Source organism: Streptomyces sp. NPDC032126 (assembly GCF_055580085.1).
In genome coordinates, this window is the sequence record NZ_JBVIMA010000002.1 from 237,890 (window position 1) to 260,752 (window position 22,863).

The 22,863-nt window shown below is 72.9% G+C and carries 21 protein-coding genes and 2 pseudogenes; 12 read left to right on the forward strand and 11 right to left on the reverse strand.

Features of this window, described 5'->3' with window-relative positions:
* The first annotated feature begins 124 nt into the window (after positions 1-124).
* Both ACZ5NW_RS09590 and ACZ5NW_RS09595 read left to right on the forward strand, forming a co-directional pair.
* Positions 125-604 carry an anthrone oxygenase family protein gene (locus ACZ5NW_RS09590; protein ID WP_468743231.1) on the forward strand — a complete coding sequence of 160 codons (480 nt, stop codon included), beginning with the start codon at positions 125-127 and terminating at the stop codon, positions 602-604.
* A 210-nt stretch (positions 605-814) separates the two neighbouring features.
* Positions 815-2,302, forward strand: a complete 1,488-nt coding sequence (locus ACZ5NW_RS09595; RefSeq protein ID WP_468743232.1) for a glutamate synthase subunit beta — start codon at positions 815-817, stop codon at positions 2,300-2,302.
* A 151-nt stretch (positions 2,303-2,453) separates the two neighbouring features.
* Here the strand turns inward: ACZ5NW_RS09595 and ACZ5NW_RS09600 are convergent, their stop codons facing one another.
* Entirely contained in the window at positions 2,454-2,993 is a 540-nt protein-coding gene (locus ACZ5NW_RS09600) for a carboxymuconolactone decarboxylase family protein (RefSeq protein ID WP_468743233.1), read from the reverse strand.
* Positions 2,994-3,039: 46 nt separating this feature from the next.
* Between ACZ5NW_RS09600 and pdxR the strand changes: the two genes are divergently transcribed.
* The 4 genes from pdxR to ACZ5NW_RS09620 all read left to right on the forward strand — a co-directional run bounded on the left by pdxR (position 3,040) and on the right by ACZ5NW_RS09620 (position 8,778).
* Positions 3,040-4,467, forward strand: a complete 1,428-nt coding sequence (pdxR, locus tag ACZ5NW_RS09605; protein WP_468743234.1) for a MocR-like pyridoxine biosynthesis transcription factor PdxR — start codon at positions 3,040-3,042, stop codon at positions 4,465-4,467.
* Positions 4,468-4,697: 230 nt separating this feature from the next.
* Positions 4,698-6,989 carry a PEP/pyruvate-binding domain-containing protein gene (locus ACZ5NW_RS09610; RefSeq protein ID WP_468743235.1) on the forward strand — a complete coding sequence of 764 codons (2,292 nt, stop codon included), beginning with the start codon at positions 4,698-4,700 and terminating at the stop codon, positions 6,987-6,989.
* The gene (locus ACZ5NW_RS09615; protein WP_468743236.1) at positions 6,986-7,957 is read left to right on the forward strand and encodes a hypothetical protein; all 972 of its coding nucleotides are present in this window, start codon (positions 6,986-6,988) and stop codon (positions 7,955-7,957) included. Before ACZ5NW_RS09610 ends, ACZ5NW_RS09615 begins: the two co-directional genes overlap by 4 nt.
* Before the next feature lie 107 nt (positions 7,958-8,064).
* Positions 8,065-8,778: a protein-tyrosine phosphatase family protein gene (locus tag ACZ5NW_RS09620; protein WP_468743237.1), complete on the forward strand. Its 714-nt coding sequence runs from the start codon at positions 8,065-8,067 to the stop codon at positions 8,776-8,778.
* A gap of 185 nt (positions 8,779-8,963) precedes the next feature.
* Here the strand turns inward: ACZ5NW_RS09620 and ACZ5NW_RS09625 are convergent, their stop codons facing one another.
* Positions 8,964-9,218: a DUF397 domain-containing protein gene (locus ACZ5NW_RS09625; protein ID WP_468743238.1), complete on the reverse strand. Its 255-nt coding sequence runs from the start codon at positions 9,216-9,218 to the stop codon at positions 8,964-8,966.
* A complete protein-coding gene (locus ACZ5NW_RS09630; RefSeq protein ID WP_468743239.1) occupies positions 9,219-10,079 on the reverse strand; it encodes a helix-turn-helix domain-containing protein in 861 nt (286 codons plus the stop codon).
* A 196-nt stretch (positions 10,080-10,275) separates the two neighbouring features.
* On the opposite strand from ACZ5NW_RS09630, the pseudogene ACZ5NW_RS09635 reads away from it, so the two are divergent.
* A pseudogene (locus ACZ5NW_RS09635) lies at positions 10,276-10,881 on the forward strand (ATP-binding protein); the annotation flags it as partial.
* A 263-nt stretch (positions 10,882-11,144) separates the two neighbouring features.
* Positions 11,145-11,582 (forward strand): hypothetical protein, encoded by a 438-nt coding sequence (locus ACZ5NW_RS09640; RefSeq protein ID WP_468743240.1) that lies wholly within the window; start codon positions 11,145-11,147, stop codon positions 11,580-11,582.
* A 44-nt stretch (positions 11,583-11,626) separates the two neighbouring features.
* On the opposite strand, the gene ACZ5NW_RS09645 is transcribed toward ACZ5NW_RS09640, so the two are convergent.
* From ACZ5NW_RS09645 to ACZ5NW_RS09660, 4 genes are all read right to left on the reverse strand, one after another.
* Positions 11,627-11,806 carry a hypothetical protein gene (locus tag ACZ5NW_RS09645; protein ID WP_468743241.1) on the reverse strand — a complete coding sequence of 60 codons (180 nt, stop codon included), beginning with the start codon at positions 11,804-11,806 and terminating at the stop codon, positions 11,627-11,629.
* A gap of 169 nt (positions 11,807-11,975) precedes the next feature.
* Positions 11,976-13,331 carry an amidohydrolase gene (locus ACZ5NW_RS09650; RefSeq protein WP_468743242.1) on the reverse strand — a complete coding sequence of 452 codons (1,356 nt, stop codon included), beginning with the start codon at positions 13,329-13,331 and terminating at the stop codon, positions 11,976-11,978.
* Positions 13,332-13,335: 4 nt separating this feature from the next.
* Complete coding sequence (locus ACZ5NW_RS09655; RefSeq protein ID WP_468743243.1) at positions 13,336-15,255, reverse strand: FUSC family protein; 1,920 nt, start codon at positions 15,253-15,255, stop codon at positions 13,336-13,338.
* A gap of 171 nt (positions 15,256-15,426) precedes the next feature.
* Positions 15,427-16,209, reverse strand: a complete 783-nt coding sequence (locus tag ACZ5NW_RS09660; protein WP_468743244.1) for a nucleotidyltransferase domain-containing protein — start codon at positions 16,207-16,209, stop codon at positions 15,427-15,429.
* 192 nt (positions 16,210-16,401) lie between these two features.
* Between ACZ5NW_RS09660 and ACZ5NW_RS09665 the strand changes: the two genes are divergently transcribed.
* From ACZ5NW_RS09665 to ACZ5NW_RS09675, 3 genes and pseudogenes are all read left to right on the forward strand, one after another.
* On the forward strand, positions 16,402-17,118 hold the full coding sequence (locus ACZ5NW_RS09665; RefSeq protein WP_468743245.1) for a hypothetical protein: 717 nt from the start codon (positions 16,402-16,404) through the stop codon (positions 17,116-17,118).
* A gap of 98 nt (positions 17,119-17,216) precedes the next feature.
* Positions 17,217-17,447, forward strand: a pseudogene (locus ACZ5NW_RS09670) (Rid family hydrolase); the annotation flags it as partial.
* Positions 17,448-17,486: 39 nt separating this feature from the next.
* Positions 17,487-17,969 (forward strand): GNAT family N-acetyltransferase, encoded by a 483-nt coding sequence (locus tag ACZ5NW_RS09675; protein ID WP_468743858.1) that lies wholly within the window; start codon positions 17,487-17,489, stop codon positions 17,967-17,969.
* A gap of 19 nt (positions 17,970-17,988) precedes the next feature.
* Here the strand turns inward: ACZ5NW_RS09675 and ACZ5NW_RS09680 are convergent, their stop codons facing one another.
* Positions 17,989-18,702 (reverse strand): aspartate/glutamate racemase family protein, encoded by a 714-nt coding sequence (locus ACZ5NW_RS09680; RefSeq protein ID WP_468743246.1) that lies wholly within the window; start codon positions 18,700-18,702, stop codon positions 17,989-17,991.
* Positions 18,703-18,707: 5 nt separating this feature from the next.
* Complete coding sequence (locus ACZ5NW_RS09685) at positions 18,708-20,189, reverse strand: NCS1 family nucleobase:cation symporter-1 (RefSeq protein WP_468743247.1); 1,482 nt, start codon at positions 20,187-20,189, stop codon at positions 18,708-18,710.
* 158 nt (positions 20,190-20,347) lie between these two features.
* On the opposite strand from ACZ5NW_RS09685, the gene ACZ5NW_RS09690 reads away from it, so the two are divergent.
* Positions 20,348-21,013 carry a GntR family transcriptional regulator gene (locus ACZ5NW_RS09690; protein ID WP_468743248.1) on the forward strand — a complete coding sequence of 222 codons (666 nt, stop codon included), beginning with the start codon at positions 20,348-20,350 and terminating at the stop codon, positions 21,011-21,013.
* 74 nt (positions 21,014-21,087) lie between these two features.
* Here the strand turns inward: ACZ5NW_RS09690 and pip are convergent, their stop codons facing one another.
* Positions 21,088-22,065, reverse strand: a complete 978-nt coding sequence (pip, locus tag ACZ5NW_RS09695; RefSeq protein ID WP_468743249.1) for a prolyl aminopeptidase — start codon at positions 22,063-22,065, stop codon at positions 21,088-21,090.
* 42 nt (positions 22,066-22,107) lie between these two features.
* Positions 22,108-22,821 (reverse strand): uracil-DNA glycosylase, encoded by a 714-nt coding sequence (locus tag ACZ5NW_RS09700; protein ID WP_468743250.1) that lies wholly within the window; start codon positions 22,819-22,821, stop codon positions 22,108-22,110.
* Between the last annotated feature and the right edge of the window lie 42 nt (positions 22,822-22,863).

The following is a 22,863-nucleotide window of genomic DNA, read 5'->3' on the forward strand; positions in this document are numbered from 1 at the left end:
GACGACCACTTATGCCCTCGCGCGCCCCAGCCATGGTCACCGATCATCTACGGGGTTTCACTGATGGTGCAGGACGGCGGCGCCCGGGCGGGTCCCGGGTCCATGGGCGGGAGTTGAGGGTCGCATGGTTGACGGACCGTACACGGTGCTCGCGGTGCTGGGGGTACTCGCGACGGCGCTGATGGCCGGGGTGTTCTGCGCCTTCTCGGTGCTGGTCATGCGGGGGCTCGGCGCGCTGCCGCCGGCACAGGGCGTGGCCGCGATGAACGCGATCAACTCCTCCGCGCTGACCCCCGCGTTCATGGTGGTGTTCCTCGGGACGGCGGTGATGTGCGCGGTGATCGCCGTGGTGACGTTCGTGCTGTGGCCGGACGACGGGCGGCTGGAGTTGCTGCTGGGCAGCGCGCTGTATCTGTTCGGCGCGTTCGGGGTGACGGTGACGGCGAACGTGCCGCGCAACGAGGCGCTGATGAGGCTGGAAGCGGGCACGCCGGAGGCCGTCACCTACTGGCCGACGTATGTGCGCGAGTGGACGTTGTGGAACCACGTCCGCATGGTGGCGTCGGCCGCGGCGGCGGTGGTGTTCGCCGTGCCGCTCCTCTGAGGGCCCACCCGACGCGGGTGGGCCCGGTGGGCGGCGGGCCCAGCGGGCGGCGGGTCCGGCGAGCGGCGAGCGGCGAGCGGCGAGCGGCGGAAGAAAGCGGTGTCCGGCGCTGTTCGCCACTCTGCGCATGGGGTCGGCGAGACGTATCGTGGCCGAAGAGTGCCGCCCGATGACGCTCGGCCTGCCCACGCGTACGCAAGGAAGACGCCCATGGCCGATCCCAAGGGATTCATGACCACGCCGCGCCAGGACTGGCCCCGCCGGCCGGTCGAGGAGCGGGTCCGGGACTGGAACGAGGTCTACGTTCCAGGGGCGCTGCTGCCGATCATCAGCAAGCAGGCCGACCGTTGCATGGACTGCGGCGTGCCCTTCTGTCACGACGCCTGTCCGCTCGGCAATCTGATCCCCGAGTGGAACGACCTCGTCTCGCGCGAGGACTGGAGGGCGGCGAGCGACCGGCTGCACGCGACGAACAACTTCCCCGAGTTCACCGGCCGGCTGTGCCCGGCGCCGTGCGAGGCGGGGTGTGTGCTGGCCATCAACCAGCCGGCGGTCACCATCAAGAACGTGGAGTGCGCGATCGCCGACCGGGCGTGGGAGGACGGGTTCGTGCCGCCCCGGCCGCCGGACCGGCTGTCGGGGCGGACGGTGGCGGTGATCGGCTCGGGGCCGACGGGACTCGCGGCGGCGCAGCAGCTGACGCGGGCGGGTCACACCGTGGCGGTGTACGAGAAGGACGACCGGATCGGCGGTCTGATGCGGTACGGCATCCCCGAGTTCAAGATGGAGAAGCACCATCTGGAGCGGCGGATCGAGCAGATGCGGGCCGAGGGGACGAAGTTCCGTACGTCGACGGCGGTCGGGCGGGATATCGGTGCGGCGGAACTGCGGGCGCGTTATGACGCGGTGGTGATCGCCACCGGTGCCACGGCGTGGCGTGAACTGGACGTGCCGGGGCGGGAGTTGGCCGGTATTCGGCAGGCGATGGAGTATCTGCCGCTGGCCAACCGGGTGTGCGAGGGGGATCTTGAGGTATCGCCGCTGTCGGCCGCCGGCCGGCATGTCGTGATCGTGGGCGGCGGCGACACCGGGGCGGACTGTCTGGGGACCGCGGTGCGGGAGGGTGCCGCGTCGGTGACCCAGCTGGACATCTACGCGCAGCCGGGCGCCGAGCGGGACGAGGACGTGGAGCCCTGGCCGACGTATCCGAAGATCTATCGGATGTCGGCCGCGCACGAGGAGGCGCGCGATCTGGAGAGTGCGCCGGTCGCGGACGCCGACGCGCGGCTGTTCGCGGCGTCGACGCTCCGTTTCACGGGAGACGCGGAGGGGCATGTGCGGTCGCTGCACCTGGTGGAGGTGGACGCGCGGCGCCGGCCGGTGCCGGGGACGGGGCGGACCCTGCCCGCCGACCTCGTGCTGCTCGCCCTGGGCTTCTCCGGCCCCGATCGGAAGGACGGGATGATCGACCAGCTGGGGCTGGCGATGGAGCCGCGGGGCACGATCGCCCGGGACCACGCGTTCGCGACGAACGTTCCCGGGGTGTTCGCCGCCGGGGACGCCGCGCGCGGGCAGTCGCTGATCGTGTGGGCGATCGCCGAGGGCCGGGCGGTGGCGGCGGCCGTCGACCGTCATCTGACGGGTACGTCGAATCTGCCGGCCCCCATATCGCCGTACGACCGCCCGATGACCGTGTGAGGGGGCTTGGGCGGGATCGGGGCTGCTGCGAACCAACCCGATGAGCGAGCGGGCGGCAGTCGCACCAGATGAGGCAGCCCCGCTCGCCCGCCCCGCCGCCGCAGCGGATCGCTCAGCCCGGTCATCCGCCCCCGCCGCCGCACCGGATCGGTCAGCCCCGCTCGTCCGTTCCGGCCACCTTGCCCGTCGCCAGGGCCACGCGGTTCCATGTGTTGATCGTGCAGATCAGGGCGATGACCTGGGCGAGTTCCGCGTCGTCGAAGTGGGCCGCGGCCTCGGCGTAGACCGTGTCGGGGACGCCGCCGTCGGCCACCAGGGTGATCGCCTCCGTCAGGGCGAGGGCGGCCTGCTCCTTGGGGGTGTAGAAGTGGCGGGCCTCGCGCCAGACGGCGACCAGGTGCAGCCGGTCCTCGCTCTCGCCGGCCTTGCGGGCGTCGTTGGTGTGCATGTGCAGGCAGTACGCGCAGTGGTTGAGGTGCGAGGCGCGGATCTGGATCAGTTCGACGAGGGCCGGGTCGAGGCCCTCGCGGGCGGCGGCGTCGAAGCCGATGAGCGCGCGGAACGCCTTGCGCGCGGAACGCCCGAAGTCCACCCGGGTCCGGGCGCTCTCCGCCGCGGCGATGGCCGGCGCGGGGTCGGTGGGGGCGGAGGTGGCGGTGGTGGTGGTCGCGTCGATCGTGTTCGTCGTCATGCGTCCAACTTAGGGTGCGGAAAGACCCGTTGTAGGGTGCATTTCCATGGTGGAATCGTGGGTCAATTCGGCGGAGCGGATCGGTGCCGACCTGCATCTGGAGCTGACCGGTCCGGGCGGGCGGCGGGCCGCGCTCATCCGGGCGCTGCGGGAGGCCGTGCGGGGCGGGCGGCTGGCGCCGGGGACCCGGCTGCCGCCGTATCGTTCGCTCGCGGCCGACCTCGGGGTCGCCCGCAACACGGTGGCCGACGCGTACGCCGAGCTGGTCGCGGAGGGCTGGCTCACGGCGCGTCAGGGTTCGGGCACGCGGGTCGCGGACCGGGCGGAGCCCTTGCGTCCGGCGGGGCGCGTGCCCAAGAAGGTGGCGCCACGCGCGCGTGGGCCGCGGCACGACCTGAGGCAGGGCACCCCGGATGCTTCGGCGTTCCCGCGCACGGCCTGGCTGGCCTCCTACCGGCGGGCGCTGCAGCAGGCGCCGAACGAGGTGTTCGGGCCGGGTGACCCGGCGGGGCGCCGCGAGCTGCGGGAGGCGCTGACGGAGTATCTGGCACGCGCGCGTGGGGTGCGGACCGAGCCGGGCCGCATCGTGATCTGCTCCGGTTTCGCGCACGCCCTGCGGCTGCTGTTCGGCCAGGGCGGGGGCGGGGTGCTGCGGGGCCCGGTGGCCGTCGAGGCGTACGGACTGCCCTTCCATCGCGGGCTGTTCGCCACGGCCGGGGTCCGTACGGTGCCGCTGTCGTTGGACGAGGACGGGGCGCGCGTGGAGGAGCTGGGGCGCGAGCGCGCGGTCCTGCTCACGCCGGCGCACCAGTTCCCGACGGGCGGCCCGCTGCACCCGGCGCGCCGGACGGCGGTGGTCGACTGGGCACGCGCGCGTGGCGGCGTGGTCCTGGAGGACGACTACGACGGGGAGTTCCGCTACGACCGCAAGCCGGTCGGCGCCGTCCAGGGACTCGATCCGGAGAGCGTCATCCACATCGGTTCGGTCAGCAAGAGCCTGTCGCCGGCGCTGCGGCTGGGCTGGATGGTGCTGCCGGAACGGTTCGTCGACGGCGTGCTCGCGGCCAAGGGTGAGCGGGAGGCGTGGGCGAGCGTCCCGGACCAGCTGAGCCTCGCGGACTTCATCGTCTCCGGGTCCTACGACCGTCACGTACGGCGGATGCGGCAGCGGTACCGGAGCCGCCGTGACCGCCTGGTCGCGGCGCTCGCCGCCGAGGCGCCGCACATCGAGGTCACCGGGGTGGCGGCCGGACTGCACGCCGTGCTGAGGCTGCCGCCCGGCACCGAACGTTCCACAGTCAAGGCGGCCGCCTGGCATGGCGTCGCCCTGGACGGTCTGGCGGACTTCCGGCACCCGGAAACAGGGCGGACGCCCCAGACGACCGACGGTCTGGTCGTCGGGTACGCGACAACTTCGGAGCACGCGTACGAGGCGGCTCTGGAGGCCCTGTGCGCCGTACTGCCGCCGCTGTAGGCGGAGCGTGGCGGCTCGTGCTCGCGGAGTAAATCGTGCCGGACCAGGCCGGAAAGTGACCTGCGGGCGACTCGGATCCGAACGCCGGTGGGAACCTGGCCGCAGGAGGCGTTCCGTCGGCGTCACCGGGTCCCGGCCGACGGCGGCCGCCCCCATCCTTCGTTCCGCCGTCAGGCGCAGGGCCACCCCCGCGCGTCCCCCCTGTTGGCGGTCGGTCCTGGAGGGTGTTCATGACGACGCTCGACGAACGCCATGGAGAAGGCGCATCCGACGGGGAAGGCCCGCGGGACGTGTGCGCCCCTCACTCCTACGCGATGATCGGGACGCACGGCGGGCGGGCCCCGTGGGTCCCGGCGACGGCCGTCCCCTTGGATCGCCCCGCGGCGGCGATCGCCCGCCTCACCGGTTCCAAGGCGGCGAACCTGGCCCGTGCCGCGGCCGCCGGGCTGCCGGTGCTTCCCGGTTTCGTGATCCCGCACCTACCGCCGGCCGACGGAGCCGCTCCCCCGCACGACCCCCTGTCCGAGCAGCACATCGATCTTCACCGCGCCTGGCGGGAACTCTCAGACGGCGGCACCCGTTCTCTGGTCGTACGGTCCTCCTCCCCCCAGGAGGACACCGAAGAGTCCTCGCTGGCAGGCCAGTTCACGTCCGTCCTCGACGTGCGCGGCTGGGAGGACTTTCGTACGGCGGTCACCGCGGTGCTGGACTCGGCGCACCGGCCCGACGGGGTGACGGCCCCGATGGCGGTGCTCGTGCAGCCGATGCTGACCGCGCGGGTCGGCGGGGTGATGTTCGGGGCAGACCCGGTGGCGGGCCGCACCGACCGGATCCTCGTCAGCGCGGTGCACGGCGGTCCGGACAGCCTGGTCAGTGGCGCACAGGCAGGGGTGGACCACTGGCTGAGCGGTCGGGGCCGACTGCTGCGCCGTGAGCCACCGGAGGCCGATCCGCCGCTCACCCGGGCGGAGTTGCTCCGGCTGGCCCGGCTCGCGCGGCGCACCCGGCAGGTGTTCGGCGGACCGCAGGACGTCGAGTTCGGCTTCGACGCGGACGGACGGCTGTGGCTGTTCCAGAGCCGTCCGATCACGGCGATGGCGGCGCGCCCCGCGCGCGGGGCCCGGCTGCTGGGACCCGGCCCGGTCGCGGAGACACTGCCGGAACAACTGCTGCCGCTGGAGGCGGATCTGTGGGTCACTCCCATGGCCCGCGGGCTCGCCGCCGCGCTCGACATCGCGGGCAGCGCACCGCGCCGGCTGCTGCGGACCGTGCCGGTGGTCACCACGGTCGACGGGCGTGCCGCCGCCGACCTGCGTCTGCTCGGCGTGGTTCCGCCGCGCCACCCGTGGCTGGCGCTGCTCAACCCGGCGCCGGGCGCGCGCCGGCTCGGTGCGGCCTGGCGCGTGGGCCGGCTCACGGCGGCCCTGCCCGGCCTGGCCACCGACCTCGTGGCCGACGTCGACCGGCATCTGGCGGAGGTCCCGCCGCCCGCCGAGCTGTTCGGCGCCGACCTGGTCGCCGAGCTGCGCTGGACCCGCGCGGTCCTGGTCTCCCTGCACGCGCAGGAGGCCCTCGCGGGTGCGCTGCTGCCGGAGCCGCCGCGGTCCCGCACGGCGGCCGGCGCTGCCCTCGCCGCCCTCGCGGCGGCCCGCGAGCGAGGCGTGCCGGAGGAGCGGGTGGCGGCGGAGGCGCCGGTGGTGCTGGCACTCCTGGGACCGAGCCTGCGAGGGACGGGGGGATTACCGAGGGGAGGGGTGTACGGGGGCGACGAGCAGGAACCGCAGGCCCAGGCACCGCAAGTCCAGGCGCCCCGCGCTCCCCACGGGCCGCACGGGCGACCCGGTGAGTCGTCCGGCGGTGTCGGCGTGGCGGCGGGTGGTCGGCCCTCCCTTCCGCCGCGGGAGGCGCTGCGGTTGCGGGTGCGTTGGGTGCAGGAGTTGCAGGTGCGGCTCGTGCGTCAGGGGGCGCGGCGGCTGGGGCTGGATGCCGGGCGGGCCGGGCTGCTGCGCTGGCGGGAGTTCACCGGCGCGCTGGAGGGCGGACCGCTGCCGGCCGATCTGCCGGAGCGTGCGCCCCTGCCGGACTCCGCGCCGCTGCCTGACGCGTTCCGGCTCACGGAGGACGGGGTGGTCGTCGCCGAGCGCACCGCGTCCGGCAGCGGTGACGGCGGCGGACAGGGCGTGTCCGGCGGGCGGGCCGTCGGGACGGTGTGGGACGGCAGGGGGCCGCGCCCTTCCGACCCGGTGCTCGTCGTCCGCACGCTCGACCCGGCCCTCGCCCCGCTGCTCCCCGAGCTGACGGGTCTGGTGGCGCAGACCGGCAGCCCGTTGTCCCATCTCGCGGTCCTGGCGCGGGAGTTCGGGCTGCCGACGGTGGTCGGCGCGGGGGACGCGGTGCGCCGCTTCCCGCCGGGCTCCCGGCTGACGCTGGACGGGACCACGGGTGAGCTGCGGGGCGCGGCGGCCCAGGGCGACGGCGAGGACGGCCGGTCCACCGACGGTCTGACCGGGGGCGCCCGATGAAGCGCCTCGCCTATGTGTTCGGCGGCGCGGCCGCGGCCGGTGCCGGCATCTATCTGGTGGTCTATCTGTATCGCTGGGAGTGGCAGCGGGCGATCCTGTGCGGGGTGCTGTTGCTGGTCGTCGAGGTGATGCTGCTCGGGGCCGTGCTGCTGAGCCGGCTGTCGAGGATCGAGCGGCGGATCTCGGACGGGGAGCGACGGCAGCGGGACGTGCTGGCGCGGTTGCGGGAGCGGGAGCAGGACGCGCGACGGTTCCGCTGGCTGGAGGATCCGGCGGAACGCACCTTCGTCTTCGTGCCGGTGCTGATGGTCACCGGGGTGATGTTGTCCGGGCTGGCCTGGGTGGTGCAGCGGATCGCCTCGACCATGGCGCGGAGTCCGGCGGAGCGGAGGCTGGCCGGTCGGCTGGCCGTCCTCGTGGCCCCGGAGGGCCCGGTGACCGCCCCTTCGGCTGGCGGTGCCCCGGGCAGCCCGGGCGACCACGGGCCCGTAGACCTGGGTGGTGCGTCCGAACCCGTGGATCTGGAGGATCTGCCGCCGCTGCCGGCGAGCGGGGCACGACGGCGGGCCGCACGGATCACGGTCGTCACCACGGTGGGCGTGTTGTTGCTCGTCATGCTGGTGTCCGCGCTCGCGGATCTCACGCAGACCCGGGACGAGCGGGCGGGCGACAGCGAGGCGACGTCGGTGCTGCTGCGCATGGTGGTGCGGGGTCCCGACATCACCGAGGACCGGCAGGCCGTCGCGGCCCAGCAGATCTGGGAGCACTGCCGGGACTCCACGTCCGTGCTGCTCAGGCACACCACGTTGGGCAGCCTGGGCGACGGGATGTTCGGTGCGGTGGTCCGGCCGGCGCTGGGCGAGCACAACCAGCTGCGGCTGCGCGGCTGCCTGGAGGACGTGAACGTGAACCGCGTGCACCTGACGGTGATCGGCTTCGACGACGTGGCCGAGCCCGCTCTTGAATGACCCTTAGATGATCATTGACCCATATACCCGATTCGCTGCGGGTACGATGCGTGGGCGCCCACCGTCCCCGAGCCCCGCCCACCGTCCCCGAGCCCCCCGGGTCGTCCATGGCTGTCCTCGTCGAAACGACGCCGCCCCCGCCCGCCTTCTCCCCCGCTCGCCGCCCGCTGCGCGGACGTGTCGCGCGGGTGCTGCTGGCCGTCGTCATCGGCTATCTCGTTCTGTGGGCCGGCGGCGCGCTCGGGATCCTCGCCCTGTCGTACTGGGCGCGCGAGGAGACCCCGGAGCCCGCCGGAACGCGGAGGGTGCAGGGCATCCACCACTTCCAGCCGGTCGACACCGATGGACGGCTGTGGCGGGGGGCCGCCCCCTCCCCCGCCGGTTACCGCGCGCTCAAGAGCCTCGGCTTCACCACGGTCGTCGATCTGCGCGCCGAGGACCTGACGAAGGCACAGCTGGCCGAGCCGGCCGAGGCCGGGCTGAAGGTCGTACGGCTGCCGATCCGCGACGGGCAGACGCCGACGCCCGCTCAGGTCCGCGAACTCCTCGACACCGTGTCCGGCGCGCCGGGTCCGGTGTTCGTGCACTGCGGTGCCGGTGTCGGCCGGACCGGCACGATGGCGGCGGCGTACCTCGTGAGCACCGGGGAGGAGTCACCGGCGGCGGCGGTCCGGCGCAATCTCGCGGTCGGTCCGCCCTCGATCGAGCAGATCTACTACGGGCTGCACCTGGAACGGCACGAGGCCGAGCAGCCGCCGCTGCCCGTCGTCGCCGTGAGCCGCCTGGTGGACGCTCCCCGGCGCATGTTGACCTGGCTGTAGGACGGCTTCTCCAGAAACGACTTCTCCAAGCACGGCTCTCCAAGAACGGCTTCTCCAAGAAACCGCTTCTCCGAGACCGGGAGAACGGCCTCCTCTCAAGAGGCGACGAGACGTGGATTCAGCACCAAATTAAGGAAGTCGAGCGAGAGACAGGCAAGGCGGGAGTGACAGGCAAGGCGGTCACGTCATGAGAGCAGGAAGTCCGCCTCCCCCGCCTTGGCCCCCTCGATGAAGGCGGTCATCTCGTCGGTGGTGTAGATCAGCGCCGGACCGTCCGGGTCGGTGGACTGGCGGACGGCGATCCGGCCGTCGGCGAGCTTCATCGCCTCCAGGCAGTTCCCGCCGTTGCCGCCGCTCCACGGCTTGTGCCAGCCTTCGCTGCCCAAGTCGCGTGCGGGCATGCCGTTGTAGACCCGTTTGAGCGGCTTGATGCGATCCATTCACAGCTCCTTGCGGAGATCCCGGAGGATCTCCTTCGTGCGATGTGCCGTAGCGGCCTGCGCCGCCATGCGGTCCATGACCTCCAGGTGGGTCGCCACCTCGGTGCGCGCGTCGAGGTAGACGGCGCCGGTCAGGTACTCGCTGTAGACCATGTCCGGAAGCTCCGGCATGGCGAATCGGAACAGCACGAAGGGCCCGTACGTGCCCGGGTGCGGCCCGTTGGCGAACGGGGCGATCTGCAGGGTCACGTTGGGCAGCTTCGTGATGTCGAGGAGTTTGTCGATCTGCGCGCGCATCACCTCCGGGCCGCCCACCGGGCGGCGCAGCAGCGTCTCGTCCATGACGACCCACAGCCGCGGCGCGTCCTGACGGGTGAGCAGATCCTGGCGTTGCATGCGCAGGTCGACGAGGCGTTCGATGTCCTCGGGCCGCGTCTGGCCGATGGCTCCGGACCGCAGCACCCCGCGCGCGTAGTCCTCGGTCTGGAGCAGGCCGGGGACGAAGTGCGGCTCGTACTGGCGGATCATGGAGGCCGCGCCCTCCAGGCTGACGTGCATGGAGAACCAGCCGGGCAGGACGTCGTGGAAGCGCTGCCACCAGCCGGGCCTGTTGGCCTCCTCGGCGAGCTGGACGAAGCCCTCGGCCTCCTCGTCGGTGACGCCGTAGGCCTTCAGCAGCAGCTGGAGGTACGGGATCTTGAGGGCGACCTCGGCCATCTCCATGCGGCGCACGGTGGCGGGCGCGACGCGGAGGATGCGGGCGGCCTCCTCGCGCTTGAGTCCCGCGCGTTCGCGCAGGTCGAGGAGGCGTCGGCCGAGCACGACCTGTCCCACGGTCGGCGCGGACCGCGGTTCGCTCACGCTCCACCTCCACGAAGAGCCCCGAAAAGAATCCCTGACAGCCCTACGGCGCCATGCGAAGACCCGTTCGAAGATCGGTACGAGTCCGTACGGATCCCCGGCGATCCCAACTGGCGCCGCTCGACATGCTGTTGCGAGCAGTGTGCCACGGGGGCCCACCGCGTCACACAGCACTCTGCATTTTTCAGAGTGACACTTGCCAAGTGTTCACGGCGGGGAGATAGTGGCAAGCGTGATTCCGTCCGCACCCTTAGGAACAGACGCAGGTCCTGACCAGGCCGCAGCCGAGCGCCGGTTCCGTTTCGAACTGGCCGCACACCCGGGCTCCCCCGCGCAGGCAAGACGCCTCGCCCGGGCCCGGCTGACCGGCTGGTCGGTGTGCGAGGACACCTGCGACACGGCCGCTCTGGTCATCTCCGAGCTGGTCACCAACGCGATCGTGCACACCGCGAGCGGTGTCGTCGTATGCGAGCTGCACGACGGCGACGACCTCGTCCGCATAGCCGTGCACGACGAGGGCTGCTCGCCCGACGAGCCCCATCCGTCTCCTCAGCGCCCCGAGGAGGAGCACGGGCGGGGACTGCTGCTCGTCGACGCGCTCTGTCACGCCTGGGGTGCCCAGGAGCACGGCGCCGGCCTGCTGGTCTGGGCGGACCTCACCCGCGGTGCGGCCGAGCCGCGCGACGACCTCGGCTGGGGCGCCCGCCCGAAGCGGGAGTCGTCCGACCACGCGGGCAAGGAGGAAGCCCCGGCCCACCAGGCGCACGACCCGGCCCGCCAGCCGCACGCCCCGGCCGGTACCGCAGGCACGGACACCGGTACCGCAAGCACAGACATACGAGTGGACCACGACGGTCCCACCCATCTCCTGGACCGCTCGAAGCACCACGTGGACAGCCCCAAGCACCACCCGCTCGACGCCGCCCTCGCGAAGCACCACCCGCTCGACTCCCGCTCCCCCCGCCCCACCGGCCCGGACGCCGATCGCGCCCCCTGGGCCTCGCACCCCCGTCCCCACGCCCTGGGCGTGCCGCCGCTCGGACGCGGCCGAGAGCGGGGCCGGGGATGACGGCCGCCCCCGGTCGCGGCCCGGCGCTCAGCCTCGACACGCTCGTCCGCGTCCAGCGCGAGCTGTCCGGCCCCGCTACTCCCCGCCGCCTCGCCGTGCCCGACGGCATGACAGCCCCGCTCGGCTGTGACGCCGTCGCCGTACCGGCCCGGTTCGGACCGCTGGTCCTGCCCCGTCTGCCGCGCGTGGGCTGTGTCTACGCCGACGAGGCGCACTGGTGGTGGCTGGTCCCGTCCGACTCCGACTATGCCCTGGAGTGGCCGGCCCCCGCCCGCTATGCCACGGGCGCGGTCCTCCCGGACCTGCCGACCTCCCCCGGCCTCATCCACCGCCCGGACGGCACCCTCCCCTATACGCCGCCGATCCCCCTCTATCTGGCGCTGTGCCGCGTCACGGGCGCGACGCCCACCTGGTCACGCCCGGTCACCGCGTAGCGCTCCGCGTGTCGCGGATCGCCCCGGCCGCCGTCACGGGCACGTCACCCGGCGCCGCCACCGTCGCCGCGGACGATCACCAGGAACGTGTCCGTGGCGAGGTCCATCACGACCTCCGCCGGCAGCCCTTCCATGCGTCGCGCGTGCGCGAACTCCTCCGCGGGCCATGATCCCCGCGGGCCACCGGCGGGAAAGCGTTCGAGCACGGTTCGCCCGTTCACCATCTCGCACCTCCAGAAAGCGTCGTACTTGTAGGAGTTAACGCCTTCCAACGGGTGAAACCCTCGCCCGGTGACGGGACTGAGACGTAGTTGACACTCGTTCACCGCGGAGTGTGAGAATCCGGTCACCGTACGAACAGAAGCGATACGCTCCGCGCCGGAATGCGTGCGCTCAGGTGTCGTACTCCTGGACGCGTCGCCCATGGCTCCGGTCGAGCAGCGCGGGCATGCGCTCCCCCAGCTCCCGTACGACGTCCCGCACGTCGATGGTCAGCAGCTCGCGGTCGCGCATCAGCACGCGGCCGTCGACGATCGTGGTGCGGACGTCGGAGGAGCGGGCGCTGTGCACCAGGGTCGCGGCGAGGTCGTGGACGGGCTGGGTGTGCGGACCGGTCAGGTCGACCAGGATCAGGTCGGCGCGCCGGCCCGGGACGATGCTGCCGACGCTGTCGCCGAGCCCGACGGCCCGGGCGCTCTGCAGCGTGGCGTGATGCAGGGCCTGGCGGGACGTCAGCCAGCGGGGGTCGCCGGTGGTGGACTTCTGGACGAGGGCGGTGAGCGCCATCGACTCCCACACGTCGAGGGAGTTGTTGGAGGCGGCGCCGTCGGTGGCGAGGCCGACGGGGATGCCGATCCGGCGCAGCGCGCGCACGGGCGTGGTGGTGGGCCAGGCGAACTTGAGGTATCCGCGCGGGGCGCTCGCCACGGCCGTACGACCACGCGCGCGTGCGAGAACGGGCAGGTCGCGCTCCAGGATGCCGGTGCCGTGGGCGATCAGGACGTCGGTGTCGAGGATTCCGGTGCGTTCCAGGACCTCGATGGGGGTGACGCCGTGCCGGGTGAGAGCGACGTCGGCCTGGTCGCGGTTCTCGGCGGCGTGCAGATGGACGGGGAGGCCGTGGACGCGGGCGAGTTCGGCGGTGGCGGCGAGGTCCTCGTCGGTGACCGTGTACGGGGCGTGGGGCGCGAGGGCGGTGGTGATGCGGCCGCCGGCGCCGCCCCGGTGCCGTAGCGCGAACTCCAGGGACTCCTCGCGCCCCTGGGGCCCCTGCGAGGAGAAGTACACCTGCCCCAGATGCGCCCGCAGTCCGCACTCCGCCACGACCGCCGCCACCGCGTCCATTGCGAAGTAGTGGTCGGCGAAGCAGGTGACCCCGGCGCGGATCATCTCGGCGCAGGCGAGCCGGGCGCCCAACTCGACGTCCTTCTCGGTGAGGTTGGACTCCACCGGCCACACGACGTCGTTGAACCACTCCTCGGTGGGCAGATCCTCCGCGAGACCGCGCAGGGCGACCATCGGCGCGTGGGTATGGCAGTTGACGAGGCCCGGCAGAGCGACCTGGCCACGGGCGTCGATGTGCTCGGCGGGCACGAGGTCGACGGCGTCGCCCACGGGCGTGACGGCGTCGACGATCCCGCCCCGGACGACGATGGCGACGTCCTCGCGGAAGCCGATCCGCTCCTGTTCGTCGTGGGTGAGCACGGTGCAACCGGTGATGAGGAGATCGGCGGAACGGGAAGGCCTCATCCCCTCAACGTACGGCCCCGGCGTCACGGCCCGAAAGGGCGTGGGGCGCTGTCGGCGCGCGGCCCGGCGGCGGGGGCGCGAGAAGCCCCCAGGGGCCCGCGGACGACGCGTCCCGGTGCTCGGCGAGCGCGTCGAGGAGCTCCCCGAGCCGCTCGCTGAGGCTCGCCGTCAGCCGGCCCGTGTCGTCGAGCTGCACCGCACACGCGGTGGTCGTGTCGACGAGCCTTTCGAGCAGCGCGGCGACCTCGTCCGTCCCCTCGGTGTGCCGCGCGACCGCGGGCAGTTCCGCGGCGGCGAGCGCGATCGCCGTACGGGCCTCGGCGAGCGTCCGGTACGCCTCGCGCCGCAGGGTCCAGCGGGCGGCGCGGTCGTCGGATCCGGCGAGGACGTGCGCGAGATAGGTGTGCGCGGCGGCTCCGGCGGCGGCGAGCCGCGCCCGCACCTGGCCCCCGCGCTCGCCGGGCATCGGCAGATGCCCTACGACCAGCACGATCACGCAGGCCAGCAGGGTCTCCCCGATGCGCCCGGCGGACGCCTGGGACTCGCCCCCGATCATCACCAGCGCGAGCACGAGGACGGTGACGACGGCGGTCTGCGCGGCGAAGTGCCGGGTCGCGACGGGTATCAGGGCCCCGCTGACGGCGACGAGCGCGACGAGCCCCTCGGGCCGGGGCAGTACGGCGGCGAAGGCGGCGAAGACCAGCGCCCCGAGGACGGTTCCGGCGGCCCGGCACAGCACGCGGGAGACCAGCGGTCCGAGGTCGGGCTTGACGAGGAAGACGGCGGTGGCGGGCAGCCAGTACCAGTGTTCGTGCTGCCCGTACCAGTGGGAGTGATGCAGCGCCTGGGCGATGGCGACGGCGGCGCCGAAGGAGAGGGCGACCCGGAAGCCGTACTCCCGCCCGCCGGGCCCGCAGGCGGTGCGCAGCAGCTCCCCGGCCGACCGGCGCCGATGGTGCAGCCGGCCGCCCTCTCGCCCCTGGTCGAAGGCGTCGGCGGCGTGCAGCAGGGCGTCGTCGAGGGCGCGCAGTCCCGGCGCGGAGCGGGAAGGCGCGGGCAGCGGTCCGGTGGGCGCGTTGTCGCGTACGGCGGTGGCGAGGCGACGGGGTCCTTCGGAGGCCCGTTCGGGTACGGCCTCCCCGGCCCAGGCGAGGGCGGTCGCCGCTTCGGCGAGGGGAAGGGCGGCGGCGTACTGGGCGTGCAGTCGCCGTTCGGCCGAGGAAGCGGCCCGGCGGCGCAGACGGGGGCCGGTCAGGGCGTCCTGGGCGTGGTCGAGCGCGGCGGTGAGGGCGGCGCGGCGGGCGGTGGCGGCGTCCGTGGCGACCGCGTCGAGGAGGGCGGCTACGGCGTCGTAGACGTCGGCGACCGCCGCGCGCTCCCCGTCGAACCGGAAGTCGCCGGCGAGGGAGCCGGGGGTGGGCAGCAGCAGGCGCAGCGCGAGCAGCCAGGCGGCCCCGGCGAGATAGGCGAGGGCGCGCGCCCCCGCGCTGTCCGGCAGGGGCATCCCGGCGCCGATCGCACTCGCGACGAGCAACTGGGTTCCGGCGCCCGAGGCGACGGGCCCGACGGCGCTGATACCGCCGGCGAGCAGCCCGAGGACCGTGAGCAGCAGCGTGAGCGCGACACCGCCGAGCAGGTCTCCGGCGTACGTCCCGACGAGCAGCCCCACCGCGCCGGCGAGCGCGGGCGCCCCCAGCCTGCGGACGGAGGCGCGTCGGCTGCCGGGCCGGTCGTTGATGCCGGCGAGCATGGCGGCGATGGCGGCGACGACACCGAGGGACGTGTGCCCCAGGGCCAGGGCCAGCAATAGGAGCGGCCCCCCGGCGAGCGCTCCCCTGCCGACCGCGCTCCAGGGCACGGGCCCGCGCTGGGTGCGCAAGGCGTGGGCGAGCCAGGGCGGCAGGGCGAGGGCGACGCGGGACACGGAGCTCCAGTCGGGACGAGGGCGGTGGGGTGTGCCTTCGGGCGACGGTGGCCGGGCGGGATGGTGTCCACGCTAGGGGGCGATCTTGGAGGTGAGGAGGCTTTCGCGTTTCGCGAGTGTGACAAGGGGCGCGGAATCAGCGTTCTTTATGAACGCAATGCCGGTTGCCCGTCATGACGGCACCGCGCGGACGGCGTCCACCGCGTCCTCGAAGAGGGTGAGGGCGCGTCCCAGCGCGTCGGCGATGTCCTCGCCCTGTCCGACGGCCGCGGTGATCTCCTCGACGTCCCGCAGACCGGCGCGCTCCAGCAGCCGCTTCTCATTGGTCACCCATTCCCCGCGTGCGGCGAGGGCGGCGTGCCCGGCCTGGGTGGCGGCGACGGCGAGGGCACCGGCGGCCTCGGTGCGGCGGCCGGCGGGAGCGTGGTGGGCGAGGGCGTACGAGAGAGTCGCGCGGGCGGTCCCGTACCAACGCTCGCGGGCGCTGTGCCGCAGAGCCGCCGGATAGCCGTCCGGCCGGGGCAACTCACCGCTGAGCACCTGGTTGATGGCCAGCTCGGCGACGACGAGGTAGCTGGGGATCCCGGCGAGATGGAAGAGGAGCGGCTCGACGCGGAAGCGGCCCTGCTCGGCCTCGGCGAGCTCGTGCTCCACGACGTCGAGGTCCCGGTAGTGCACGTCCACGCGGCGTCCGTCGATGGTGAGCCAGGCACCCCCGTTGAAGACACCGCCGCCCCAGCCGCCGACTTCGGAGACCTCGCCCTCCCAGCCGAGGGCGCGCAGATCGGCGGGGGCGAAGGGGCCGCGGTAGTAGACGGCGAGATCCCAGTCGCTGTCGGGCCGATGCGTCCCCTGCGCCCGCGAACCGCCGAGCGTGACGGCCCGCACGGTGGGGAGGGAGGCGAGGCGGTCGGTGGTGACGGTGAGGAAGTCCGCGTCGGAGGAGGATGGCATGGGGGCAGCGTACGGAGCTGTGAGCTGGGCTTCCAGGGGATTTCGGCGTGCCGCGGAGTGCGTCGGGCGGCCGCTTCGTCGCGTCGTCGGCCGCCGCCTCGCCGGGCCGTCGGTCGCGTTGTCAGTGGTCCGCGTTATCAATGAAGTCGTCACTCAGTGTTACGACGAGGTGGGACGACGGGGGAATCATCGATGACGGAGCACGACAGGGAGCGGCGGCATCTGTCCACGGCGGGGCTGCGGGCCCGTGGCTGGACGGCCGGGATGGTGCGGCGGCTGCTCGGTGAGCCCGATTTGCTGCTCGACAATCCGGCCTTCCGCGCGGGGCCGAGGATCCGGATGTATCGCGTGGAGCGGGTCGAGGCCGCCGAGCAGAGGGAGGAGTTCAGGTCCGTCGCGGCGGCCGCGGCCCGGCGGTCGGCGGCGGCGAAGGCGGCCGCGCTGCGCAGGCGGCGGGAGGTGCTGGTGCGGATCGCGGCGGAGCCGATCGACGTGCCCCGGCTGACTCCGGACCGGCTCAGGGCGCTGGCCGCTGAACACGGCGGGACCGGCGCGGGGGGCGACACTAGCGCGGACGGCGACACCATCACGGGCGGCGAGACCGGCGCGCTCGATCGGTGGAAGGTCGACTATCTGCGCCAGCGGCTCACCCGTTACGACGGGCTGCTGGCCGGGCTGCGGGGGAGTACGGGGCGGGCCGCCGCGGAGTCGCTGTTGCGGCGGCGCGTGTACGCGGCCATCGCCGAGGCGTACCCGGATCTCGCGGCGGAGTGCGAACGGCAGTTGGCGGGAGGGGGGTCGGGTCCGGTGCGCCCGGGCGTGCCCCGCCCCCGAAATTCGGATGCGGCCGCGACCCCCGCGGCCGATGATCGGCAGGTTGTCGGCCGTCCACCCCAGGAGTCCCCTTGATCCGGCGCGTCACCGTCCCCGGGCTGTTCCCGCCGCCCGTCTACTCCCACGCCTCCGTCGTCGAGGCCGGGACCAGACTCGCCTTTCTCGCCGGGTCGGTGCCGCTCGACGCCGACGGGAAGCTGATCGGTGCGGGGGATCCCGTGCGGCAGGCCGAGCGGGTGATCGCCAATCTCACCGAGCAACTGCGGGCGGTCGGAAGCGACTTGGCTCATGTCATCGCCACCGATGTGTATGTGGTGAGCGGTGAGACCGCCGTGCTGTCCGCCGTGTGGGACGTGGTGGAGGCGTCCGGACTCAGCGTGGGACCGCACTCCTCGACCCTCATCGGGGTCGCGTGTCTCGGATACACCGGGCAGTTGGTGGAGATCACGGCCACGGCGGTCGTCCCCGACGAACCGGCCGTCACCCTGCGCCGGGCCACGACCGACGACGCCGCCGCCGTCACCGACGTCTATCTGCGCTCCTTCGCCGCCGCCCTGCCGGCGGTCGTCCGGCCGCACACCGACGACGAGGTGCACGCGTACTTCCGCCATGTCCTCATACCGCAGCACGAGACCTGGCTCGCCGCCGTCCCGGCCACCGGTGAGGTCGTGGGGCTGATGGTGCTGGAGGGCGACTCGCTGTCCCAGCTCTACCTCGCCCCCGACTGGCGGGGCCGTGGCATCGGCGACCGCTTCGTCGAGCTGGCCAAGGAGCGCAGCCCGCAAGGGCTCTCCCTCTGGACCTTCCAGGTCAACGAGCCCGCCCACCGCTTCTACGAGCGCCACGGCTTCACCGCCGCCGAACGGACCGACGGCAGCGGCAACGAGGAGGGGGAGCCGGATGTGCGATACGTGTGGCGACCGTAGGGGGTGGGCTCTCCGTCCCTCACCCTCTCCCCCACGTCCTCCCCTTCTCCAGGGGGAGTGCGTAGCTTCCCGCGCGGCTCGTGCGCAGGCCCAGGCCGACCAGGCCCTCCGCTAGTTTCACCGCCGCCCCGACGCCGTCGACCACCGGTACCCCGAGCTTCTCCGCCACCGCCCGCTGGAGTCCCGTCATGCCGGCGCACCCCAGGACCAGCACCTCGGCGCCCGCCTCCCGTACCCGCTCGGCGGCCGTGAGGAAGGCCGACTCCGTGCGCTCCGTGTCACCCAGGTCGAGGACACCCAGTCCCGTGCCGACCACGGCCACGCAGTTGCGGCCCACCCCGGCCAGTTCGAGGCTGTCCTCGATCTGGCCGCAGGACCGCTCCAGGGTGGTGATCACGCCATAGCGCCGGCCGAGCAGACAGGCGAGATGGGCGGCGGCCTCGGTGATGTCGACGACCGGTGCGTCCACCAGTTCCCGGACGCCTTCTCTGCCGTGCTCCCCGAAACCGGCCATGACCACCGCGTCGTAGGCCGGGCCATCGTAGGTGCGCAGGGCGTCGATGACGGCCGCGGCCGAGAGATAGCTGTCGAGCCAGCCCTCCGCCGACTCGGGTCCCCACGCGGGGGTGAGTCCGAGCACGGTGGTGCCCGGGCCTGCGGCGGCCCGGGCACCTCGTACGATCTCCTCGGTCATCTCCTGCGTGGTGTTGCAGTTGGTGACGACGATCCGCACGTCCGTCAGACCTCCTGGCCGGCGGCGGTGGCGGGGACGGTCGCGGACTCGGCGCGCTCGCCGCGGCACAGCAGCAGATAGAGGCCCGCCGCCAGTGCCGTGCCGATGAACCACGAGTAGGGCGCCACATCGCTGAACGTCTTCACCAGCGCCAGCACCGCCGCGACCCCCGCCGCCGGCAGGAACGCCGCCAGCGCCTTCGGGTTGACGCCCTTGCGGTAGTAGTAGCGGGAGCCGGGTGCGGCGGAGAACAGCTCGTCGACGTCGACCCGGCCGCGCTTGATCAGGTGGTAGTCGACCATGATCACGCCGAACAGCGGGCCGAGGAAGGCGCCCAGGCCGCCGAGGAAGTAGTTGACGACCGTGGGGTTGGAGAAGAGGTTCCACGGCGTGACCACCAGCGCGGCGACCGTGCTGATCATGCCGCCGACCTTGAAGCTGATCTTCTGCGGCCAGACGTTGGCCAGGTCGTACGCCGGGGAGACGAAGTTGGCCACGATGTTGACGCCCATGGTGGCGACGGCGAAGGTCAGCGCGGCCACGACCAGGACCCAGGTGTTGCCGACCTTGGCGACGAGCTCGGCCGGGTCGGTGATGGCCTCGCCGAAGGCCTCCAGCGAGCCGGCCGTGACGATGACGGAGACGACCACGAACGCCGTCGAGTTGATGGGCAGGCCCCAGAAGTTGCCCCGCCGGACGGTCCGGTAGTCCGGTGCGAAGCGGGAGAAGTCGCAGAAGTTGAGCATCAGGGTGCCGTAGGTGGCGAGGATCAGGCCGATCGCGCCGAACCACTGCCGCCACTGCTCGCCGACGGAGACGGGGTGCGGGGTGGTGGTGAGGGAGATCGTCCAGTGGGCCTTGGCCAGCACCCACACGGCCAGCGCGATCATCACCAGCCAGATCGCGGGGCCGCAGAAGTCCTGGAACTTCCGTACGGATTCCATGCCCTGGCTGATGATCAGCGCCTGGATCAGCCAGAGGGAGACGAAGGAGGTCCAGCCGAGCGCGTCGAGCCCCAGGAAGGAGTGGTGGGTCCAGGACTCCAGGCCCGGCCAGGCCGCCAGCAGCATCACATTGACGGCGACCGAGGCGAGGTAGGTCTGGATGCCGTACCACATGATGGCGATGACCGCCCTGATCAGCGCGGGGATGTTCGCGCCCCACACGCCGAAACTGATGCGGCTGACGACCGGGAAGGGCACGCCGTGGCGCTGGCCGATCCGGCCCATCCAGTTCATGCCGATGTAGATGAGCACGAAGCCGACGAGCAGGGAGGTGAAGACCTGCCATACGTTCATGCCGAGGACCAGCAGGCCCGCGGCGAACGTGTAGTTGCCGAGGTTGTGGACGTCGGACATCCACATCGCGAAGAGGTCGAAGACCTTCCAGTTGCGCTGGTTCGCGGGGGCGAGGTCTTCGTTGGTGAGGCGGGGGTCGGGGACGAACGCTGGGGCGCCGGTGGCTGTGGCGCGGTCGGCGAGGGACACGGGGCCTCCCTGAGCGGCGGGGCTGGGGACGGAGGAGGACTACAACCGGTCGTTTGGTATACCAAACTGCCGTCATGGTCTCGCCGTCAAGCGTCCCGACCGATGTCCGTCCCGTTACGGCTCCGTAAAAGACCTCTCGCATCGGCGAAGATGACCTCATGACGACGATCGAACCCCTCGGGGCGGTCCGCGAACGCGTGCTGGCGCAGCTGCGGCAGGACATCATCGCCGGACGGCTGCGCCCCGGGGACCGGTTGGTCGAGCGGGAGCTGGCCGACCGGTTCGGGGTCTCGCGCGTGCCCGTCCGGGAGGCGATCCGGGCCCTGGTCGCCGAGGGTTTCGTCCTCTTCGAGTCCGCGCGCCGCACGGTCGTACGGCGCCTCACCCCGACCGACGTCAAGGAACTCTTCGAGCTGCGCGAGGCGTTGGAGGTGTACGCGGCGGGACTGGCCGCGGCACGGGCGACCCCCGAAGCGCTGGCGGAGCTGCGGGAGCTGCTCGACCACGCGGCGACGGCGACGAAGGCGGGTGAGGCCGAGGCGATCACGGACATCAACACGCGCTTCCACGACCGCATCCTCGCCCTGGCCGGCAACACTCTGCTGATCTCGGTCATGGAGCCGGTCGACGGCCGGCTGCGCTGGCTCACCCGGCAGAACGAGGAGTGGCCCCAACTCCTCACCGAGCACCGCGAGTTGTACGAGGCGATCGCGTCCGGCGACCCCGAGCGCGCCCGCGCGCACGCCCTGCGTCACGTCCGGGCCAACTACCGCTCGACGGTCCGGCACCTCTTCGGCGACCTGCCCGAAGAACAGTTGCCCTAGATCGCCGGGCCGATCCCGCGGCACGCGTCGTCCGACCGACACCAGTGGACCGCCCCCCGTCGCGGCCGGTTCCCTCAGCGCCGGGCGTACGCGTCGGTCGCCGCCACGATCGCGTCCGCCACGCCCGGCGCCCCGGCGTCGTGCCCCGCCTCGTCCACCAGGATCAACTCGCTGTCGGGCCAGGCGTGATGGAGGCGCCAGACGGTGCCGAGGAGGTTGCCGAAGTCGAGGCTGCCCTGGACGAGCGTGCCGGGGATCCCCTTCAGCAGCGGGGCGTCGCGCAGGACGACGCCCTCCGCGCCGGCCCCGTCGCCGCCTTCCTCGCCGAGGAAGTGGCCGTTGCCGAAGTAGTGCGTGACCGTCCGGGCGAAGCCGTAGCGGAACACCGGGTCCTGAAAGCGCGGGACGGAGCGCGGCGGAGCGGGGATCGTCGCGGTCTCCCAGTCGGTCCACGCCAGCGCGGCCCGTTCCCGCACCACGAGATCGGGCGAGGCGAGCAGCCGGCCGTACGCGGCGGCGAGATTGCCGCCCCGCTCCCCCTCCGGCAGCCCGTCGAGGAACCGCTCGAACGCCTCCGGGAAGATCTTCCCCAGCCCCCGGGTCAGCAGCTCGACCTCGGCGTCGGAGCCGGTCGCGACCCCGGTCAGCACCAGCTCGCTCACCGCCCCCGGGTGCGTCTGCGCGTACCGCAGTCCGAGCACCGACCCCCACGACACGCCCCACACCAGCCATCGGCCGATCCCGAGATGCCGTCGCAGCAGCTCCAGATCGGCCAGGAGATGGGCGGTGGTGTTGACGCTCATGTCCGTGCTGAACGCGCTCGCCGACGGTGTCGACCGCCCGCTGCCCCGCTGGTCGAGCAGCACGATCCGGTACGCGTCCGGGTCGAACAGCCGCCGGAAGTACGGCGTGCTGCCGGACCCCGGTCCCCCGTGCAGCACCAGCGCCGGCTTGCCGCGCGGATTGCCACAGGTCTCCCAGTGGACCTGGTTGCCGTCCCCGACATCGAGCATGCCGTGGTCGTACGGTTCGATCTCCGCATACAGGCCCATCCGGGCACCGTAACGTCCCTACGACGCGGTCGTCGCGTCGATTTACGGCAGTCCCGCCCTCCGTGCCGCCGCCCGCAGGACCTCGCGCAGCATCTCGGGGGTGAGCCGACCGGTGAAGGTGTTGCGCTGGCTGACGTGGAAGCAACCGAAGAGGTCCAGGGTGCCGTCGGGGCCGTCCAGGGGGACGCGGGCGCCGTGCGCGAAGGCGGGGCGCGGACGGGGCACGCTCCAGCCGGCCGCCGCGAACGCCGGCAGCGCGGCCTGCCAGCCGAACGCGCCCAGCACGACCACGGCCCGCAGCGTGGGCCGCAGCAGCCGCAGTTCCTGCACGAGCCACGGCCGGCACGTGTCCCGCTCCCGTGGCGTGGGCCTGTTGGCGGGCGGCGCGCAGTGCACGGGCGCGGTGATCCGCACACCGCGCAGCCGCAGCCCGTCGTCCACGGCCGAGGACTCCGACTGCGAGGCCAGCCCCACGTCGTACAGAGCCCGGTACAGCACGTCACCGGAGCGGTCGCCGGTGAACATCCGTCCCGTGCGGTTCCCGCCGTGCGCGGCCGGTGCGAGCCCTACGATCAGCAGCCGGGCGTCGTCCGGCCCGAAACCGGGCACCGGGCGCCCCCAGTACGTCCAGTCCGTGAACGCGGCCCGCTTGGTCCGGGCCACCTCCTCCCGCCATGCGACCAGCCGGGGACAGGCCCGGCACCCGGCGATCCGCTCGTCGAGACCGGCCAGCCCACCGGGCCCGCTGATGTCCATGCCTCCACCGTAGAGCGCCACGAAAACCCTTCCGGCCGGTCC

Bases quoted from the DNA above. Each gene is read 5' to 3' on its own strand.
- ACZ5NW_RS09590 (WP_468743231.1), top strand. From the start codon at position 125: ATGGTTGACGGACCGTACACGGTGCTCGCGGTGCTGGGGGTACTCGCG.
- ACZ5NW_RS09595 (WP_468743232.1), top strand. From the start codon at position 815: ATGGCCGATCCCAAGGGATTCATGACCACGCCGCGCCAGGACTGGCCC.
- ACZ5NW_RS09600 (WP_468743233.1), bottom strand. From the start codon at position 2,993: ATGACGACGAACACGATCGACGCGACCACCACCACCGCCACCTCCGCC.
- pdxR (WP_468743234.1), top strand. From the start codon at position 3,040: ATGGTGGAATCGTGGGTCAATTCGGCGGAGCGGATCGGTGCCGACCTG.
- ACZ5NW_RS09610 (WP_468743235.1), top strand. From the start codon at position 4,698: ATGACGACGCTCGACGAACGCCATGGAGAAGGCGCATCCGACGGGGAA.
- ACZ5NW_RS09615 (WP_468743236.1), top strand. From the start codon at position 6,986: ATGAAGCGCCTCGCCTATGTGTTCGGCGGCGCGGCCGCGGCCGGTGCC.
- ACZ5NW_RS09620 (WP_468743237.1), top strand. From the start codon at position 8,065: ATGGCTGTCCTCGTCGAAACGACGCCGCCCCCGCCCGCCTTCTCCCCC.
- ACZ5NW_RS09625 (WP_468743238.1), bottom strand. From the start codon at position 9,218: ATGGATCGCATCAAGCCGCTCAAACGGGTCTACAACGGCATGCCCGCA.
- ACZ5NW_RS09640 (WP_468743240.1), top strand. From the start codon at position 11,145: ATGACGGCCGCCCCCGGTCGCGGCCCGGCGCTCAGCCTCGACACGCTC.
- ACZ5NW_RS09645 (WP_468743241.1), bottom strand. From the start codon at position 11,806: ATGGTGAACGGGCGAACCGTGCTCGAACGCTTTCCCGCCGGTGGCCCG.
- ACZ5NW_RS09650 (WP_468743242.1), bottom strand. From the start codon at position 13,331: ATGAGGCCTTCCCGTTCCGCCGATCTCCTCATCACCGGTTGCACCGTG.
- ACZ5NW_RS09660 (WP_468743244.1), bottom strand. From the start codon at position 16,209: ATGCCATCCTCCTCCGACGCGGACTTCCTCACCGTCACCACCGACCGC.
- ACZ5NW_RS09665 (WP_468743245.1), top strand. From the start codon at position 16,402: ATGACGGAGCACGACAGGGAGCGGCGGCATCTGTCCACGGCGGGGCTG.
- ACZ5NW_RS09690 (WP_468743248.1), top strand. From the start codon at position 20,348: ATGACGACGATCGAACCCCTCGGGGCGGTCCGCGAACGCGTGCTGGCG.
- pip (WP_468743249.1), bottom strand. From the start codon at position 22,065: ATGGGCCTGTATGCGGAGATCGAACCGTACGACCACGGCATGCTCGAT.
- ACZ5NW_RS09700 (WP_468743250.1), bottom strand. From the start codon at position 22,821: ATGGACATCAGCGGGCCCGGTGGGCTGGCCGGTCTCGACGAGCGGATC.